The sequence below is a fragment of the Halomonas sp. NyZ770 genome, from assembly GCF_020616575.1.
Lineage (GTDB): Bacteria > Pseudomonadota > Gammaproteobacteria > Pseudomonadales > Halomonadaceae > Vreelandella > Vreelandella hamiltonii.
Map to the genome: position 1 here is coordinate 2,441,368 of NZ_CP085143.1, position 18,044 is coordinate 2,459,411.

10 protein-coding genes are annotated in these 18,044 nt (G+C 60.7%); 1 reads left to right on the plus strand and 9 read right to left on the minus strand.

Going from position 1 to position 18,044, the window contains the following annotated elements:
• Positions 1-3: 3 nt before the first annotated feature.
• From LG409_RS11245 to LG409_RS11270, 6 genes are all read right to left on the minus strand, one after another.
• Entirely contained in the window at positions 4-834 is an 831-nt protein-coding gene (locus tag LG409_RS11245; RefSeq protein ID WP_039182591.1) for an MlaA family lipoprotein, read from the minus strand.
• Between the two features lie 84 nt (positions 835-918).
• Positions 919-2,043 carry a beta-ketoacyl-ACP synthase III gene (locus tag LG409_RS11250; protein WP_039182588.1) on the minus strand — a complete coding sequence of 375 codons (1,125 nt, stop codon included), beginning with the start codon at positions 2,041-2,043 and terminating at the stop codon, positions 919-921.
• A gap of 11 nt (positions 2,044-2,054) precedes the next feature.
• Complete coding sequence (hrpA, locus tag LG409_RS11255) at positions 2,055-6,086, minus strand: ATP-dependent RNA helicase HrpA (protein WP_227408114.1); 4,032 nt, start codon at positions 6,084-6,086, stop codon at positions 2,055-2,057.
• A 94-nt stretch (positions 6,087-6,180) separates the two neighbouring features.
• Positions 6,181-7,851: an AMP-binding protein gene (locus LG409_RS11260; RefSeq protein WP_227406683.1), complete on the minus strand. Its 1,671-nt coding sequence runs from the start codon at positions 7,849-7,851 to the stop codon at positions 6,181-6,183.
• A 195-nt stretch (positions 7,852-8,046) separates the two neighbouring features.
• Positions 8,047-8,832 carry a class II glutamine amidotransferase gene (locus tag LG409_RS11265; protein WP_227406684.1) on the minus strand — a complete coding sequence of 262 codons (786 nt, stop codon included), beginning with the start codon at positions 8,830-8,832 and terminating at the stop codon, positions 8,047-8,049.
• A gap of 28 nt (positions 8,833-8,860) precedes the next feature.
• Entirely contained in the window at positions 8,861-9,286 is a 426-nt protein-coding gene (locus LG409_RS11270; RefSeq protein WP_039182577.1) for a hypothetical protein, read from the minus strand.
• A 62-nt stretch (positions 9,287-9,348) separates the two neighbouring features.
• Here LG409_RS11270 and LG409_RS11275 point away from each other — a divergent pair, with 62 nt between their 5' ends.
• The gene (locus tag LG409_RS11275) at positions 9,349-11,451 is read left to right on the plus strand and encodes a S9 family peptidase (protein WP_227406685.1); all 2,103 of its coding nucleotides are present in this window, start codon (positions 9,349-9,351) and stop codon (positions 11,449-11,451) included.
• On the opposite strand, the gene LG409_RS11280 is transcribed toward LG409_RS11275, so the two are convergent.
• From LG409_RS11280 to LG409_RS11290, 3 genes are read right to left on the minus strand one after another with little or no spacing between them, the layout of a single operon-like run.
• Complete coding sequence (locus LG409_RS11280) at positions 11,411-11,998, minus strand: biliverdin-producing heme oxygenase (RefSeq protein ID WP_189464167.1); 588 nt, start codon at positions 11,996-11,998, stop codon at positions 11,411-11,413. The two genes, LG409_RS11275 and LG409_RS11280, sit on opposite strands and share 41 nt — an antisense overlap.
• A complete protein-coding gene (locus LG409_RS11285) occupies positions 11,988-13,472 on the minus strand; it encodes a GAF domain-containing protein (protein ID WP_144983838.1) in 1,485 nt (494 codons plus the stop codon). The genes LG409_RS11280 and LG409_RS11285 overlap by 11 nt, the downstream gene beginning before the upstream one ends.
• A complete protein-coding gene (locus LG409_RS11290) occupies positions 13,469-18,019 on the minus strand; it encodes an EAL domain-containing protein (protein WP_227406686.1) in 4,551 nt (1,516 codons plus the stop codon). Before LG409_RS11290 ends, LG409_RS11285 begins: the two co-directional genes overlap by 4 nt.
• Between the last annotated feature and the right edge of the window lie 25 nt (positions 18,020-18,044).

Here is an 18,044-nt window from a genome sequence, read left to right on the forward strand (position 1 = left end):
GCCTCAGTCGGCGAAGTCGTCGTCACCAAAGTCGCTATCGTCGAACTCGAAATCGTCCATGGCAAAGGGATCGTCGCCCAGCTCACCATCATTGATCTCGAACTGTCGACGCTGCAAGTAAGCATCGCGAATGAATCGGTAGCGATCCCCACGAATCAGTGACTCCTGATCCAGCAGGCCCGCCCGCAAGTGCACGATATCGAGTGCAGTCAGGCCAGCACGCAGCTGGTGATCGTCCATGTAGGTGATGGGGTGCGCCGCGATATCCAGCGGGAAACCCGACGCATCGCGCAGGGTACGCGGCCCCAGCAGCGGCAACACCAGATAACGTGAATCTTCCCAACCCCATACGGCCAGGGTCTGGCCGAAATCTTCACGCTCGGCGGTGATCTCCATATGCGTCGCGTAATCCAGCAGCCCACCGACCCCTACCGTGGAGTTGATCAGGAAGCGTGACGTGGCCAGCCCCGCATTGGCGGGCTTGCCTTGCAGCAAGCTGTTGATGGCCGTGCGAATTTCCCCCAGGTTCGAGAAAAAATTACCCACGCCAGTCTGCACCGGTTGAGGGGTGATGGTCTTGTATCCCGTGGCCACAGGCTTCAGCGCATAGCGGTCGAGCACGTCATTGAAAGCAAATACGCGCCGATTGAAGCCTTCCCAAGGGTCTTCCGGATGCGCTGACTGCTCAACGACACCCTCTCCGCTCGCGTCGCCGCGCTCCTGGGTAGACGTGCTGGCACATCCACCCATGGTCAACGTGGCCAACAACAGAGCGGGGAGCCAGGGGCGCCACGTCCCAGGCGCCGTGTCTTGCTTGGCAAACAACCTCAGCATGGGGTTTCCTCTTTTCACTTCATCAACGCAACTTCAGGGTGTACAACGCCAACGATTCGCCGCTGACGTACTTATCTCAAGTACTTAGCCTTCCCGGCGAAGGATCACACTTCCCGCGCTGTACCCTGCGCCAAACGAACAGATCACCCCGATATCGCCATCCGACAAGTCTTCGCGATGCAGATGGAAGGCGATGATGGACCCCGCCGAGCTGGTATTGGCATAGCGGTCCAGGATGATCGGTGCCTGCGACACATCGGGCTCCTGGCCCAGCACCTTGCGGGCAATCAGATCGTTCATGTGGCGATTGGCCTGATGCAACCACATACGCGAAAGGTCCTCACCGCTCAACTCCAGGGAGGCCAGGTGCTCGGTGATCAGCTTGGCGACCAGCGGGCAGACTTCCTTGAACACTCGCCTTCCCTCTTGCACGAACAGTTTGTCCAGGGCCAGCGGGTCGCTGTCGGTGACTCGATTGAGAAAACCGGCATTGTTACGAATCGCGTTGGAAAATTGAGTGACCAGGCGTGTCCCCAGAATCGCATAACGCTCCTTGGCCACCGCCACCTCACTGCTTTCCAGTACCATAGCAGTACAAGCATCGCCGAAAATAAAGTGGCTGTCACGGTCTGTAAAATTCAGATGTGCCGAGCAGATCTCCGGATTGACGATCAACGCACGCTTCACCCGCCCCGCTGCAATCGCATTGGCCGCGGTCTCCAGCGCAAACGTGGCGGAGCTGCACGCCACGTTCATGTCAAAGCCGTAGCCCGACGTGCCCAGCGCTTGCTGCACTTCCACGGCCACGGCCGGGTAGGCGCGCTCCAGGTTCGAGCAGGCCACGATGACCAGCTCGATATCCGCCGCCGACACCTTGGCTGACGCCAATGCCTGACGCGCAGCTTCGGTCGCCATCTCACACTGAATCGACGGCTCGTCGTTGGCACGTTGTGGCAGTTTAGGCCGCATTCGCTCAGGGTCAAGAATCCCGGCGGCATCGAGTACGTAACGGCTCTTGATACCCGAGGCCTTCTCGATGAACTCGGTACTCGAATAGGCCAGCGCTGCCCGCTCACCCTGGGCAATGGCCTCGGCATGGCGCGCGTTCTCGCGATCTACCCATGCATTGAAGGCAGCGACCAGCGCTGCATTATCGACCGCGTGTTCCGGCGTATAGAGTCCTGTTCCGGTAATCACTGCCTGTGTCATGCCAACCTCCTTCATTGAATGCCTTGCCCGCGGGTGATCTCTTCCCAACGCTTCTCCAGGCGTTTTGCCGATACCGGCATGTGCGTGCCCAACTGCTGCGCAAACAGCGACACTCTCAATTCCTGTATCCACCAACCGAACGCTACCAGCGTCGGGTCTTCGGCCGCGCCACGGCGCTCGCTCTTGCGCCGTGCGTCAAAGCGCGCTTCGAGGGCTTGGACATCCTGCATCAGCATTTGGTCCCTGCCCCGCTCTCGGGCGGCCTTTTCCAATCGAATCAAGGCGGCTTCCATGTAGCGTGGATACTCCGTGAGCCACTCGTCCGCATCACGAATGAAGCCTGGGTAAACCAGCCGCTGCATCTGCGCACTGACATCGCTGTAGACCAGGGCCAGTGCAAAATTAAGTTTCCCTTTCAGAATCTTGCTGACGGCAAGATGGCCTTTCAGTGCCTCTTCGACACGCCCCAGCACGGTCTCGGCATGGGCCACCAGTTGAGGCTGGGTCGTTGCCAGTCGCTCGGCCAGCTCACCGGCAGAACGCGGTAGCGGATGCTGTGCCACGACCTGTGTAAATACCGCCAGCAGCAAATCCTCGACCAGGGCCTGCTTGCTGCCTACCTTGGCGAACAGCAGCGCGCACTTTTCGACCCCAGGCAGCCGTTTGATGGCTTTGACCTGCTCGGGCAGCTTGGCAATGGCCAGCCGCGCCACCCCTTCCTGATGCGCAAACTGCGCCTTGGCGGGATGATCGAACAGGCTGACCTTGAAGTGCCCGCCCTCAGCGACCAAGGCCGGGTAGGCTTCCACGCGAATGCCGGCCTGGGTGGTGACACGAGATTCAGGCAGCGGCGATGCGGGCAGCTCTTCCAGCGTGGGTGCCTGGCTGGCCTGCTCGGCCAGCGCCTGGGCGCCGGCACTGGCGGCTTCCTCGAAGCGCCGCTCCAGGGCACGTACATCACGCCCTTGCCCCAGGGTCTTGCCACCATGATCGACCACCCGCACATTCATGCGCAGGTGGGGCGGCAGCAGGTCGAGGCGCCAGTCGTCGGGGTGAACCCGCGTGCCGGTACGCCGCCGGATGAACTCGCCAAGCGCTTCGGTCAGGGGGCGCTCGTCCGGCACCAGTGTTTCCAGGGCGGCATCGACCCAATCGGGGATAGGCACCACCTGGCGGCGCAGGCTTTTGGGCAGAGACTTGAGTAGCGCAATACACTTCTCGCGCAACAGGCCGGGCACCAGCCAGTCGAGGGAAGTGGCAGGCAGCTGCGGCAGCATCGCCGCGGGCACGGTAAGGGTGACGCCATCGTCCTCGGCATCCGGGTCGAAGTGATAGCTCACCGGATAGGCCACGCCCGCCAGGGTGAGGTGATCCGGGTACTGCGCCTGGGTCACGTCATGGGCATCACGAGCCTTGAGTGCCTCGAGATCGAACTTCAATAGCTCGGGCTGTTGCTGCTCGGCCTGCTTGCGCCAGTGTTCGAAGCCCTTGCCATTGACGATGTCCGCCGGGATGCGCTCGTCGTAGAAGGCGAACAGACTCTCTTCGTCCACCAGTATATCGCGCCGTCGGGCACGATCCTCCAGCGCTTCGACCTCTTCGATCAACGCCCGATTATGGGCAAAGAACGCGCCTCGCGTCTGGAATTCGCCTTCGACCAGCGCACGACGAATAAACAGCTCCCGCGACTCCTGGGGCGCAATGGGGCCATAGTGCACCCGGCGCCGAGCAACGATAGGCAGGCCAAACAGGGTCACCTGCTCGAACGCCACCACCTGGGCGCGCTTCATTTCCCAGTGGGGCTCGCTGTAGCTGCTTTTGACCAGATGCTGCGCCTGCGGCTCGATCCACTGGGGGTCGATTTTGGCCACGGTGCGTGCAAACAGCTTGGTGGTTTCGATCAGCTCGAACGCCATGACCCATTTGGGGCTCTTCTTGGCCAACCCGGAGCCGGGATGGATCATGAATTTGCGGTTGCGAGCGCCCAGGTATTCGCGGTTCTCCAGCAGCGTTCCCAAATTGGACAACAGACCCGACAGCAGCGCCTGGTGCAGCTTGCCAGAAGTTTTACGCCGCGCCTGCTTGGCCTGCTCTTCGCTTTCGTCTTCATCGCGAGGCAGCGGTGGCGGCACCTCGATATCCATGTCACGCAGTAGCTGACGCAGTTGGCGGAACGTATCGTGCCACTCGCGCATGCGCAGATAGTTGATGTAGTGCTCGCGACACCAGCGGCGCAGCTGATTGCCCGAGAGCGCCTCGCGAGCATTCTCGATGCCGTGCCATAGGTTGAGCAAAGCGACGAAGTCGGAATCCGGGTCGTGCCAGCGCTGATGCGCCTGGTCGGCAGCCTGACGCTTGTCGGCAGGCCGCTCTCGCGGGTCCTGAATGGCCAGCGCCGAGACCACCACCAGCACGTCGCGCAGGCTGCCCCGTTCGGCCCCTGCCAGCACCATGCGCGCCAGCCTTGGGTCGATGGGCAGTTTGGCCAGCTTACGGCCCAGCGGGCTCAACTGATGCTTGTCGTCCACCGCACCCAGCTCGAACAGCAGCCGGAAACCATCCTTGATGAAGCGGCCGTCAGGCGGGTCGACAAACGGAAAGTCTTCGATGTGCCCCAGCTTCAGCGCCAGCATGGACAGAATCACCGACGCCAGGTTGGTGCGCTGAATTTCGGGGTCGGTAAACGCCGGGCGAGCCAGAAAGTCGTCTTCATCATATAGCCGAATGCATACCCCTTCGGCCACACGGCCACAGCGCCCCTTGCGCTGGTTGGCGCTGGCCTGGCTGATGGGCTCGATGGGCAGCCGCTGGATCTTGGCACGGTAGCTGTAGCGACTGATACGCACCAGGCCCGGGTCGATGACATAGCGAATTCCCGGTACGGTCAGCGAGGTTTCCGCCACGTTGGTGGCCAGCACGATACGTCGCCCGCGATGGGGGGCGAACACGCGATTTTGCTCTTCGTTGGACAGCCGCGCATAGAGCGGCAAAATGTCGGTGCCTTTCAGGTCGGCACGGCGCAGCGTATCGGCGGTTTCCCGAATGTCACGCTCACCGGGCAGAAACACCAGCACGTCCCGGGGGCCGTGGAGCCAGCCTTTCTGGCGCTCGATGGTCTCGATTTCCTGCACGGCATGAAGAATACCCTCTTGCAGCGTGCGGTCTTCCTCGTCCTCTTCGCTACGTACCAGCGGGCGATAAAGGACATCCACCGGGTAGGTACGGCCCGAGACTTCGACCACCGGGGCCGGTGCGTCAGGCGTGCCGAAGTGGGCCGCAAAGCGCTCGACGTCGATGGTGGCGGAGGTGATGACCACCTTCAGGTCCGGGCGTTTAGGCAGCAAACGCTTCAGGTAGCCCAGCAGAAAATCGATATTGAGGCTGCGCTCGTGGGCTTCATCGATGATCAGAGTGTCATAGCGCAACAGCAGCGGGTCGTGCTGGGTTTCGGCCAGCAGAATCCCGTCGGTCATCAGTTTGACCAGCGTCGTGGGCGTGCTCTGGTCATTGAACCGTACCTGATAGCCCACCTGCTCACCCAGTGCCACCTCCAGCTCATCGGCAAGCCTGGATGCCACGCTGCGTGCTGCCAGCCTGCGCGGCTGAGTGTGGCCAATCAGGCCCTGGCGTCCACGCCCCAGCTCCAGACACATCTTGGGCAACTGGGTGGTTTTACCCGAGCCGGTTTCACCGGCCACGACCACCACCTGGTGCTCCCGAATGGCCGCCAGAATGTCCTCGCGACGCTCGACGACGGGCAGCTCATCGGGGTAGTTCAAGGCAACACGCAAGGCTTCCCGCTGGGCCAGCAGCTGCGTGGCCTTTGCCATGTCGCGGCGCAGCTCGTTGACACCACGGTCGACCGGCTTGTTGTCACGCTGCCGTCGCTTCAAGCCCGACACACGCCGGGCCAGGCGCTCACGGTCGCGAAGCATGACATCACCCAGCGATGCGTCGAGTACTGCCAGCAAAGCAGCAGGATCTTGCGGGGATTCAGTGCGAGAAGAGTGCGTGTCGGTGGTCACGTTAGGCTCGGTTTCCATCTCAGAATAAAACGTCGGCCCACTCATGGAGTGGGCCGACCATTGTACCGCTTTCAATCACGTGACGCCTAACGCCAGCCAATATGGCAATGTATCAGGCCTTGTTGGCTTCCTGGTCGCGCAGCTGGCGACGCAACACTTTACCCACATTGGTCTTGGGCAGCTCATCGCGGAATTCAACGTACTTGGGTACTTTGTAGGCGGTCAGCTCCTTTTTGCACCAAGCGCGCAGCGTCTCGGCATCCAGCTGACTGTTTTTCGACACGACGAAGAGCTTGATGGCTTCGCCGGCGTTTTCATCGGCCACCCCGACGGCAGCCACTTCCAGCACGTCGGGATGCGCGGCCACGACGTCTTCCACTTCGTTGGGATAGACGTTGAAACCGGACACCAGAATCATGTCCTTCTTGCGATCGACGATCTTGATATAGCCATCGTCTTGAAGGATGGCGATGTCACCGGTGTGGAACCAGCCCTGCTCATCGATGGAATTACGCGTTTCGTCTTCACGCTGCCAGTAGCCTTTCATGACCTGAGGCCCCTGCACGCACAGCTCCCCTGGCTCACCGAACGGCACGTCGTTGCCCTCGCTGTCCACCACCTTCACCGCCGTACCTGCCACGGGTTTGCCGATGGTGCCCAGTTGAATGGCGTCGTTGGGGTTGAAGCTGACAATGGGAGAGGTTTCTGTCAGCCCGTAGCCCTCGGCAATCGGGCAGCCGGTGGTCTCTTCCCAGCGCTGGGCGGCTGCCTTGGTCAAGGCCATGCCGCCGGAAATGGTCAGCTTGAGTTTCGAGAAGTCGAGCTGGCGGAAATCATCACGGTTGCACAGGGCATTGAACAGCGTGTTCAAACCAATGAAACCGGTGAACGGCAGCCCTTTCAACTCCTTGACGAAGGCTGGCAAGTCACGCGGATTGGTAATCAGCAGCGAGTGGTTGCCGGTTTCCATCAGGAACAGGCAGTTAACGGTAAACGTGTAGATGTGGTACACCGGCAGCGGCGCAATGACCAGCTCTTCACCGTCGGTCAGATGCTCGCCAATGGCCGAGCGAGCTTGCAACATGTTGGCCACCAGGTTGCGGTGCGTCAGCATTGCCCCTTTGGGCATGCCGGTGGTGCCACCGGTGTACTGCAGCGAGGCCAGATCTTCCTGGGTGCGATCTACCGGGCGATGGGTGAGCGAAGCGCCCTTCTTCAGCGCATCGCGAAAACCAACTGCGCTGGGCAGCGAGTAGGCGGGCACCATTTTCTTGACGTGCTTGACCACGGCATTGATCAGCCAGCGCTTGGGCACGTCATGCAAGTCCCCCAATTGAGTGACCAGCACGTGCTTGATGTCGGTCTTGTCCAGCACCTTCTCGAGCTTGTCGGCCATGTTGGCCAGAATCAGGATGGCCTTGGCGTTTGAGTCCTTGAACTGATGAGCCATTTCACGCTCGGTGTAGAGCGGGTTGGTATTCACCACCACCAGACCAGCACGCAGTGCGCCGAAGACGGCCACCGGGAACTGCAGTACGTTGGGGAGCTGGATGGCGATCCGATCCCCCGGCTCCAGATCGGTTTCATGCTGCAGCCAGGCGGCGAAATCCGCTGACAAGCGGTCCAGGTCGGCAAAGCTGAGCGTCTTGCCCATGCAGGTAAAGGCTGGCTTCTGGGCGAAGCGCTTCACTGCCGAATGGAATACATCGGTGACCGAGTCGTACTGCTCCAACCCTTCAAGCGCTGGGCCGCGTAAAATGGGGGTGCTGGCGTGTTCGCTCATGGGGAATCTCCGCTATCCGTGTCGATGCTGTACCGACCTTGTTATTGTGGCGAGGCTATCAAGTGGTTCATGAACGCCAACGATATACGACGTCCAGCAGACTGTAAAACGAACGATTGAAACTTGCGTTTCAACTTTAGCTTAAAGCCCGTCGACCCTCACCACCGTTCTGGTCATGCCATTTCTTTAGCATAGTCAGGATTTTGGACCATAACGGGCACGGATTTCTCCCCCACGCCATACCAACAGTTCACCTGGCGCCATACGCTGCCAGGCTTCGTTGTGGGTCAGAGGCTCGGTGGCCACCACCGAAACGATATCGTTGGGCGTGGTGTGCTCGACGAAATTGACCGTCATCTCGGCATCCGAGAGCTCCGCCTGCCCAAACGGTGCCCGTCGAGTGATGTGCGCCAGTTTGGTAGAACAGTAGCAATAGAGATAGACACCGTCCGAGAGCAGCAGGTTGAACACCCCCAGCCCGCGCAGCTGTTCGCAGAGCGCATGCAGCCGCTCCCAAAGTAGCTCTGGCGATTCAGGAGGCGAAGGAAAATGGCGCCGCAGCTCGCCCATCAGCCAACAGAAGGCGTGCTCGCTGTCGGTACTGCCCACGGGGGTGTAGAGCCCCAGCGGCAGTTGTTGCCAGTCACTCAGTTGACCGTTATGGGCGTAGCACCAGGGCCGCCCCCACATTTCACGAGTAAAAGGGTGCGTATTGGCCAGCCGCACGCCCCCCACGTTGGCCTGACGGATATGGCTGATGACCACGTGCGACTTGATCGGGTAGTCGCATATCAACCGCGCGATAGGCGAATCCACGGAAGGGTGAGGGTCGCGAAACTCGCGATAACCGCCCTCTTCATAGAACGCAATGCCCCAGCCATCGCGGTGGGGCCCCGTACCGCCGCCCCGATGCAGAAAACCCGAAAAGCTGAAGCAGATATCCGTGGGTACATTGGCGCTCATACCCATCAACTCACACATGAAGACGCCTCCCCGGCCAGTTTGGAGATCAACGGATCACCGGCTCACGACGGCGGACAGGCTGAGGCTCTTCGACACTCTGACGGCGTGCAGGGGCTTCTTCGACCGGCATCGGACGCCGCCACCACCATAGCGCAATCCCCACGCAGGCGCCCAGCGCAATGCCCAGAATCGCCCACAGCAGGCCATTGCGCAGACCACTGGCGCTATGTTCGAAAAACGCCACCGCCGCGACCATGGCCGATGGCGCCCAGCCGGTATAGAACTCACCCTCTTCCACCAGCGGCAAGCGGTAATTGGCCGGCATCCACATGACGCCCGCCACGCCCCAGGTAATGACAAGACGAGGCAGGCGCGGCAACCAGGCCAACGCAAAATAGATGGCCAGCACGACCAGCAGCGAAAGTCCGTAATAACTTAGCCACAGCAGTGACATTGAGTCAGCAAACAGCATAATACCCCTCATGTGGGTGGAAGCACCCGACGTTGATTTCCCGTTATGGTACCTGTCAATTTATGAAAGCACAGCCTGGTATGCACGAAGGCTCGCCCGTAGCACGCTATTATCGCGCCGATGACCCTGAATGGCACTGGTTGGAAACTCGTGACGCACCAGACGTTCAACCTTTTTTAGCCGACGCCAACCAACAGCATGCCGACTGGTTTCGCCCCTTGGCGCCGCTGGCCGACGCCCTCTACCATTCACACTTGGCACGGCGCGAGCTGGCGGTCAAAAGCCTGGCCACGGTATTGGATCACTTCACCTGCTGGAGCGAAACGGGAGCCGACGACGACTACCCCTGCTGGTGGCGACATCCCAACGGCCAGCCCCAGCGTGCCGAGTGCTTTCTGGATGTGCGCGAGCGTGCGGCAGGGCAGCCGTTCTACGACATGGGGGACATGGCCCTCTCCCCCGACGAGCAGTGGCTGGCCTGGACCGAAGACACCCAAGGGGACGAACGCTACACCCTCTGGCTGAAAGCGTTGCCCAGCGGCACTCCCCGCCAGTTGCTCGAAGACATCGGGCCGTCGGTGTGCTGGGCAGAGGACCAGACAACCCATGGCGCGACGCTGCTGTTTACCCGCTTCGACGACACCCAGCGCCCCGATAGCTTGTGGCGACTGTGGGTAGGGCTCAATAGCGACGCCCAGGTAGACACCGACGCTCAGGCTAGCGCACCGACACTGATCCTGCGTGAAGACGACCCGGAGTTCTGGCTGGGCGTTGGCAAGACCCGCTCGCGTCAATGGCTGATCATCGAGAGCGGCTCGAAAGATACCACGGAGGTCCACGCCCTGCCCGCCCACCAACCCGCCGCGAGCCCAGTATGCCTGCATAGGCGCACGAATGGCGTGGAGGTCAGCATCGACCATCGGCCGGGGGCTTTCTACCGGCTACACAATCAGGCAGGGCCACACTTTGCCCTGGATACGCGTGCCGACACACTGGAAGATACGGGCTGGCAAAGCCTGCTGCCCCAGCGGGAGGACGCCACGCTGGAAGGAGTCGATGCATTCGCCTGGGGGCTGGTCGTGGCCGAACGCAGTCATCAGGAAGCTCAGGTGCGGTTGAGGCAACTGAGCCTGGCCGAAGATGGCCATACGCTCATCGAAGATCACTACCTGGCGCTACCCGACACGCCTGTCTCGCAGCTTCTGGAGGACATGCCCCACTTCGATGCACGCACGCTCCACCTGCGGGAAGAGTCTTTTACCCACCCTCCCCGCTGGTTTGCGCTGAACCTGGACAGCGGTGAGCGCACGCTACTCAAGCAAGTACCGGTACACGGCAGCCTCTCCCCTGAGCAACTGGTCAGCCGACGGATCTGGGCCACCAGCCACGACGGTGAACAGGTGCCCGTTTCCGTGGTCATGCGTGCCGATCTGGTCGGGCAGCCTCTGCCGACGCTGCTATATGGCTACGGCGCCTATGGCGAAGCGCTCGACCCCTGGTTTTCGATTGCCAGGCTAGAGCTCCTTGAGCGTGGCGTGGCCTTTGCCGTGGCCCACGTACGCGGCGGCGGCGAGCGCGGCGAACCGTGGTACCTGGCAGGCAAGATGGCCAACAAGGAAAACAGCTTTCATGACTTCCTGGCTGCCCGCGAGGCACTGGTGTCCGAGCAGGTCAGCCAGCCTGAACGGATCGTCGCCTGCGGTGCCAGCGCGGGCGGGCTGCTGGTGGGTACCTGCCTGAACCGGGCACCAGAGGCGTTCTGTGCTGCCGTGCTCGACGTGCCCTTTCTGGATGTACTGCGCACCATGCAGAATCCCGAGCTGCCGTTGACCACCGCCGAGTACACCGAATGGGGCAACCCTGAGAGCAACGACGTCCGCGAGCGGATCGCTGGCTACTCTCCCGTGGATAATATTCGCCCTCAGCGCTACCCGGCGTTATGGGTCGAGGGCAGCTGGTTCGATACCCGGGTCAGCTATTGGGAGCCCGCCAAGTTCTATGCTCGCGTGACCCAGGCTCAGCAGGGAAGCGCCCCGATTCTGCTGCACACCGACATGACCAGCGGTCACGGCGGCGCCTCCGGCAGATTCAAGGCCTGGCGCGATGCGGCACGCCAGGATGCCTTCATTCTATGGGCGTTGGGTCTCGTGACAAGGCCTGAATAAAGCCTTCGAAGGCCTGCTCGGCCCCTTGGCGCACACAAGGCCAATCGGGTTCCGGGCAGGCCGCTTCTGCCTGGCGCCATAACGCGGCCCAGGTGTCAGCCGCCAGCGGCGTGGCACCAAAAAAGCGACACGGCACCGAGGAGCCCAACTGTTGGATCACGCAACGCGCGATCACCTCCCCTCCCAACCGAGACCCTTCCAGCACGTACAGCATACCCACCATTTCCGCCTCGTTATGCGGTTCAGGGAATCGCCAGCGGGCAGTCAGTGGCTGACCAAGTGCTTGCAGGTCCTGCTCTAGCAGGGCCGCACGCGTCACCAAAGGATAGCGCCAAGACCATTCGCCAAGCGCCGCCGCCAGCGTTTGCTCCAGTCCTGATATCGCCGGGTAAAGGCGGGTCAGTGCCTGCCCATAGACCTCCAGGCTCAGCCCTGGTCGAAGGAGAGGGCTGAGCACAGGGTGATGATCAACGCGCTGGTGAGCCGTACGCGTCGTGTTCTTGAGCCACTGGGCCAACGTCGTGGCAGCGAAGGGCTCACGCGTCATCTTTACCCCACGGCAAGCTCTTGGCCTGCTGAAGCAAGGCACGCAGTTTCAACAGGTAGAGCCGGGTGCTGGAAGACCAGGGGCGGCTGTGGCCTACCCGCTGCTCCACCCACGCTTCGAAGGAGCGGCGGGGCGACACCGTGCTTTGACCATCACGGTAGTCGACGGGCTTGTCCGGATTCCCACCCCAGGTAACTTCGTACAAATGCTCGACACGGCACAGATACAGATTGACGCGATGATGGGAGTCCAGCGGCAGATCTCCGATCACTGCCACCCCCGCGACCTCACTAAGCGGCATGGATGCACAGTCCCGCTGCAGGCTGTCGCTTAACCAGACATTCGAAGGCTCGCTGACGACCTGTTGGCTAATCGCCTGAATGGCGGCGGGGGTCAGTCCAACGCCGCTCAGGTAGTATTCGTCATCCATCTGCAACAGCACACCATCCACGGCAAACGTCGTCATCAGCCAGGCGCTGAGTTCATCCCAGGCGCTCTCCAGACCACCATGGCGCATCAGGACTGCCTTGGCCTTGTCGAAGTGCCGCTCCATGCCATCGAGTATCTGCAGGCGCCGACGCGCCTTGAAGTCTCGCAAACGCAAGTTGAACGCTTCGCTCACGGCGGCCATCTGCCGAAGCTGACTGACGGTGAGTTGGCGCGGCGTGGCACAGTGGCAGGAAATCAACGCCTCCAGCTCGCCTGACTGAATGATGGGTAGCGAAATGGCGCCTTCCACTCCCATGTTGGCCATGTATTCAAGATGCACGGGCGAAGCGCTGCGCAGATCGACGTAGCCAAGATCAGGCACCGCCCCGGCCGCCAGGGCATGCACGGGCACAGGGGAGGCAGTGGCATCCGGTATGGTACGCCAGGGGTTCTTGAGATAGAGCTGCCGCGCGATATAAGGGATATCGCTGGCCGGGAAGCGAAGCCCTTGATAGCTGCCCTTGATGCCTGGGCGCCGCGCTTCGCAAAGCACTTCGCCATCGCCTGCGGGGATGAAACGGTAGTAAAGAACACGGTCAAAGCCGCTCATGGTCAACAGTTCGTCCATCAGTTGCTGACACTGGGCATTGAGCTCATCGCTGCTATCAGGCACGGCGACAGAGGCACCGGTCATCGTCATGGTGTCTCCGTGGGCATCCACTGGATAGAACTCAAGCGCCACCCCCTCGCCGTGCGCAGTGGCCACGAGATCGAACTCCTGACGTTCGCTATGACACTGGCCGTAGTGCCGCTCACCCTCCGCCAAGGCAGGCAAGCTCAGCAAGTAGTCCCGAAAATGGGCAGGCAAGCGCTGCCCCAGGCGGCACGTGCCCTGGGCATCGTCCAGTCGCTCGCTGTTGGCGGACAGATGTGTGATGCGGCCTTCGGCATCGACGATGACCAGCACTCCATGGGGCTGTATCGCCCCCGTCAGGTGCAACGCCTCTTGTTCACACTGGTGGATGAAACCACGCTCGTCAGTCATTGGTGTAAATCCGATGAAAGAAGTTCGGCCTTGCCATTCACACGTATCAGCTCAGCATAGGCGTCCAAGGCAAGAGGCCGTGAAAGGTAATACCCCTGAACGAAGTCACAGCCATTTTCTACCAGCCAGGCCAACTGCGCGGCCGTCTCGACGCCTTCTCCCACGGTACGGATCCCCAGCGCGCTGGCCATGCCCAGGATGGCTAGCGCAATGGCTTGATCGCTCTCGTCTCTGCCGCCCAGGCCATCGACGAAGCTCTTGTCGATTTTCAGCTCTGCCAGTGGCAGACGCTTCAGGTAAGCCAGCGATGAATAGCCCGTTCCAAAATCATCCACCGCCAGCTTGATGCCTGCCTCGCGCAGCTTTTCGATATTGCCCAGCGCCGAGCTGGAGCGATCGACCAGCGTGCTTTCGGTGATCTCTACCTGAATGAGCGCGTGAGGGACGCGGTACTGTTTCAGACAACCAAACAGGTGGGTAATGAAGCGCTCTTCTTGAAAGCTGCGTGCCGAGACGTTCATGGCCACGGGCAGCGGCTGCAGCCCTTGCTCGCGCCATTGGGCGATCTGCCTGATCAGCATCAGAGCAACATGGCGATCCAGGTCCAGAATCAGCCCGGTGGCTTCCGCCACGGGAATGAAGTCCACGGGGCTGACAGCGCCCAGTACAGGGTCCTGCCAGCGCAGCAGCGCCTCGGCCCCCGCTAATTGGTGGCCATCTTTGCAGGTATATTTGGGCTGATAGACCAGATGAAGGCGCCCGTGCTCCATACCTTCACGCAGGGCCTGCCCAATCGCCACATCGCGCATCAAGCGAGCCTGCAGCTCGGGCTTGAACAGTTCGAAGCGGTCACGGCCATTCTCCTTGGCACGGTACATGGCGGTGTCGGCAGCTTTGGTCAACCCTGCCACGTCATCGCCATCGTCAGGGCAGAAGGCCAACCCGATGCTGGACGTCACGAACAGCGTGTGGCGTCGCACATCGAAGGGCTTGGCGATGGCCTCCACGATGCGTTTGGCCACTTGTTCCGCCCCTTCGATGGAGGTTTCCATGAGGATGATGGTGAACTCGTCCCCTCCCAGGCGCGCCACGGTGTCCATATCGCGTACCAGCTCTTTCAGACGACTGGCTACCTGGATCAGCAGCTCGTCGCCCACGTCGTGCCCCAGGGTGTCATTGATACTCTTGAAATTGTCCAGATCCAGGAACATCAAGGCACTGAGCTGGTCACTACGCTTGGCTGCAGCAATGGCGATCTGTAACCGATCCTGAAACAGCGTCCGGTTGGGCAAGCCGGTGAGCGCATCATGGGTGGCCAAGTACTCCGCCTGCCGCTGGGTATCCTTGATGTGGCTGATATCGGAAAACACCGCCACATAAAGGGTTTCTTCGGGCGTCTCGGCCACGATCCGGTTAAGCGTCAACCATTGGGAAAACACCACGCCGTCATGGCGTTTGTTATAGACCTCACCCTGCCAATAGCCCGTCTGCTGCACGATTTCCCACACCACCTGACAGCCACCCGAGCAGGAATGGTCAGACGGTGTGTTGTCCTCACAATAGAGCAGTGGCAGTGCGGGGTGACCGACGACCTCGTCTGAACGGTAGCCGGTAATGCGGCTGAAGGCTGCATTGACAGACTGCACCTCACCCTGCGCAGTGATGACGACAATGGCCTCCCCTGCCTGTTCGTAAACCTTGGCCGCCACCTGCATGTCCCGCTCGGCGTACTTGCGAGCCGTGATGTCTTCCGACTCGGTGAGGATCAAATAGGGGTGGCCATGCTCGTCGCGGAGCAACTGGTGAACGCACGTGAGCACACGAGGGTGGCCCTCTTCCGTGGGCAACACATGCTCGGCGCTCACCTTGTTCTGATAACGCAGTGCTTCGAGATCCTTCGCCCATACCGAGCCCGCATAGGTATCCGGAAAAAGTTCGAAAACATTACGCCCGATCAGCTGCTCCTGGGTCAGCCCGAACGATTCCAGAAAGCGTGGGTTGGCAAAGGTATAGCGCCCATTCAAATCCTTGAGGGCAATCATGACCGTGCTGTTTTCCATCAACGCATGGAGCTGGGCCTGGGACTGACGCAGCTTGGCCTGGACATGGCTAAGGTCTGTCACGTCCATCAGCGTCACCACCAACAGCTCGACGCTCCCCTCCTGGTTGATGCCAGGGGTCACCAGGCGCTGCAACAGCCTGCCCTCGAGCTCCAGGATACTTTCGACCGGCGATGCCTGCTCACCGACCTCCAGAAGAACATCCTCCAGATCGTTAAGCACGGCAGGCAGCCGCAGCCCGGCCACATGGCGCTGCAAGGCCGTGGGGCGCAGGCTGAAATAACGCGAGGCCGGGGCATTGTAGCGTTTGAGACACAGCTCGCCATCGAACACCAACAGCGGAAAATCGAGCGCGTCATAGAGGTAGGCATACTCATCGTTGAGCTTGGTCAGCTCGCCCGTTTTCACGTTGAGTTCTTCGTTGAGGCTGATCAGCTCTTCGTTGGTGGCCTGCAACTCCTCATTGGCAGCTTCCAGTTCCTCGTTGGTGGCCTGCAGTTCTTCATTGGAGGCTTGCGCCTCTTCGTTCAGCGACTGCATTTCCTCATTTGCCGTGGCCAGCTCTTCGATCAACGACTGCAAGTGCTCTCGCGTGGCTTCAAGCTCGTCTTCCAGGCTGTCAAGGCCATCCAACTCTGGCAGCATGAGTTTGTCCAGCGACGCGTCCGGTGTGCGCTCGCTCTCCAACGAGGGTGCCAGTACCACGAGAAGACGATGATCGTCAGCCTGTTCGGTCAGACCGCGAACACTCAACTGCCACCACTCGCCTTCGAAACGCCGACGCCTACCCATTTGCGTCGCGTGGGTCTTGTGAAACTGATGCAACAGCGACATCAGCTCGCCGCGAAACAGATCACTGACCACATCCTGAATACCGACCTGAGTACGACCAGAAGGGAAGCGCAAAAAGCGTTTGACGTCACCAGCCGTATGCTGGACGTTGCCCTGTGCATCGCATAACACCACCGTGACGCCGACATGCGCCACCAAGGCATCCAGCAGTTGCTGCATGTCTCGATCACGTCGCTTCAAAGGCGATACATGTCGCAGCATCGCCGAGGAGTGCTCTACCACTTCCGCGCTGTTGCCCTGCTTGACGAACAGGCGCTCCCGCCGATCGAGAGGTTTGAACAGCGCTTCGGAATGGGCAATGCTCTCCGAGCGCCCCAAAAACAGCACACCTCGCTCTCGCAAACCGAAATGAAACCGTTGCAGCACTCTTGTCTGCAAATCATTATCGAAATAGATCAGAACATTACGACAAGTAATCAGATCAAGACGCAGGAAGGGAGGATCATCGACCAGGTTGTGCTTGGCAAACACGATCATGTCACGCAAGGTCTTGCTGACCTCATAGACATGGTCGTGGGCGGTAAAGTAGCGTGACCGCCACTCGTCGGGCAGTGCGGCCAGCGCCGCACCGATGTAGCGACCTCGGCGCGCAATTTCCAGCGCATCGTCATCGATATCCGTGGCAAACAGCTGCACGACCGCCTGACTTTCCAGCTGCCGTTTGGCCTCTGCGACCAGCAAAGCAATGGAGTAGGCTTCCTCGCCTGTGGCACACCCCGCTACCCAGATACGCAGGGGGCCGCTATTGACTGACTCGACGATGCCTCTGACGGCTTTTTCCACGGCCTCGAAAGCGCTGGTATCCCGAAAAAATGCCGTCACCGAGATCAGGATGTCACGACCCAGCTGTTCGAGCTCGGCCGGGTTGCTCTCTACCAGCTCGATGTACTGCTGCATGTCGGACACGTTGCTCGCCACCAGTCGACGACGAATGCGCCGACTCAAGGTTCCTTGCTTGTAGCCCGAAAAATCAAGCTGTCGACGCTCCTTGAGCAGCGTCAACAGACGCTGGGGCACCGAGACCTGATTTCCTTCCAGGCTGGCACATTCCAGGCGGGCAAGCTCTGCCAAACGCCCTCCCATCTCCTCCACATCCAGAATGTAGTCGATGACACCCGCATCGATAGCCGACTGCGGCATGCCGTCGTATTTTGCTGTGTGCGGCGTCTGCACCATGGTGACGCCCCCTGCGGCCAGAATGGCACGCAGCCCAGCCGTACCATCGGAGCCGGTGCCAGAAAGCACGATGCCCACGGCAGATTCGTGGGCATCGCTGGCTAAAGAGGTAAAGAAATCGTTGATTGAGGGCTTGGGCACGACATGAGGCAACGCGGGTGTGGTGTAAAACACGCCCTCTCTTATCGTCGCATTCATGTTGGCGGGCACCACATAGATGACGCCGGCTTCCGGGCGCTGCTCATGCTCCAGACGCGTCACCCGCAACCGGGTCTCACGCGCAAGAATATCCACCAGCATGCTTTTGTGGGCAGGAGAGACATGCTGCAGCACCACATACGCCAGCGGTAGCGCAGGATCCAGGGGGCGTATCAGCCTGGCAATGGCTTCGAGCCCACCCGCAGAGGCGCCAATACCCACGACAAGCGGTGATACTGGCGCTGGCGTTGCAGCAGTCATGGCGTTCCTTTGAATCATGGTGAGG

Bases quoted from the DNA above. Each gene is read 5' to 3' on its own strand.
- LG409_RS11245 (WP_039182591.1), bottom strand. From the start codon at position 834: ATGCTGAGGTTGTTTGCCAAGCAAGACACGGCGCCTGGGACGTGGCGC.
- LG409_RS11250 (WP_039182588.1), bottom strand. From the start codon at position 2,043: ATGACACAGGCAGTGATTACCGGAACAGGACTCTATACGCCGGAACAC.
- hrpA (WP_227408114.1), bottom strand. From the start codon at position 6,086: ATGGAAACCGAGCCTAACGTGACCACCGACACGCACTCTTCTCGCACT.
- LG409_RS11260 (WP_227406683.1), bottom strand. From the start codon at position 7,851: ATGAGCGAACACGCCAGCACCCCCATTTTACGCGGCCCAGCGCTTGAA.
- LG409_RS11265 (WP_227406684.1), bottom strand. From the start codon at position 8,832: ATGTGTGAGTTGATGGGTATGAGCGCCAATGTACCCACGGATATCTGC.
- LG409_RS11270 (WP_039182577.1), bottom strand. From the start codon at position 9,286: ATGCTGTTTGCTGACTCAATGTCACTGCTGTGGCTAAGTTATTACGGA.
- LG409_RS11275 (WP_227406685.1), top strand. From the start codon at position 9,349: ATGAAAGCACAGCCTGGTATGCACGAAGGCTCGCCCGTAGCACGCTAT.
- LG409_RS11280 (WP_189464167.1), bottom strand. From the start codon at position 11,998: ATGACGCGTGAGCCCTTCGCTGCCACGACGTTGGCCCAGTGGCTCAAG.
- LG409_RS11285 (WP_144983838.1), bottom strand. From the start codon at position 13,472: ATGACTGACGAGCGTGGTTTCATCCACCAGTGTGAACAAGAGGCGTTG.
- LG409_RS11290 (WP_227406686.1), bottom strand. From the start codon at position 18,019: ATGACTGCTGCAACGCCAGCGCCAGTATCACCGCTTGTCGTGGGTATT.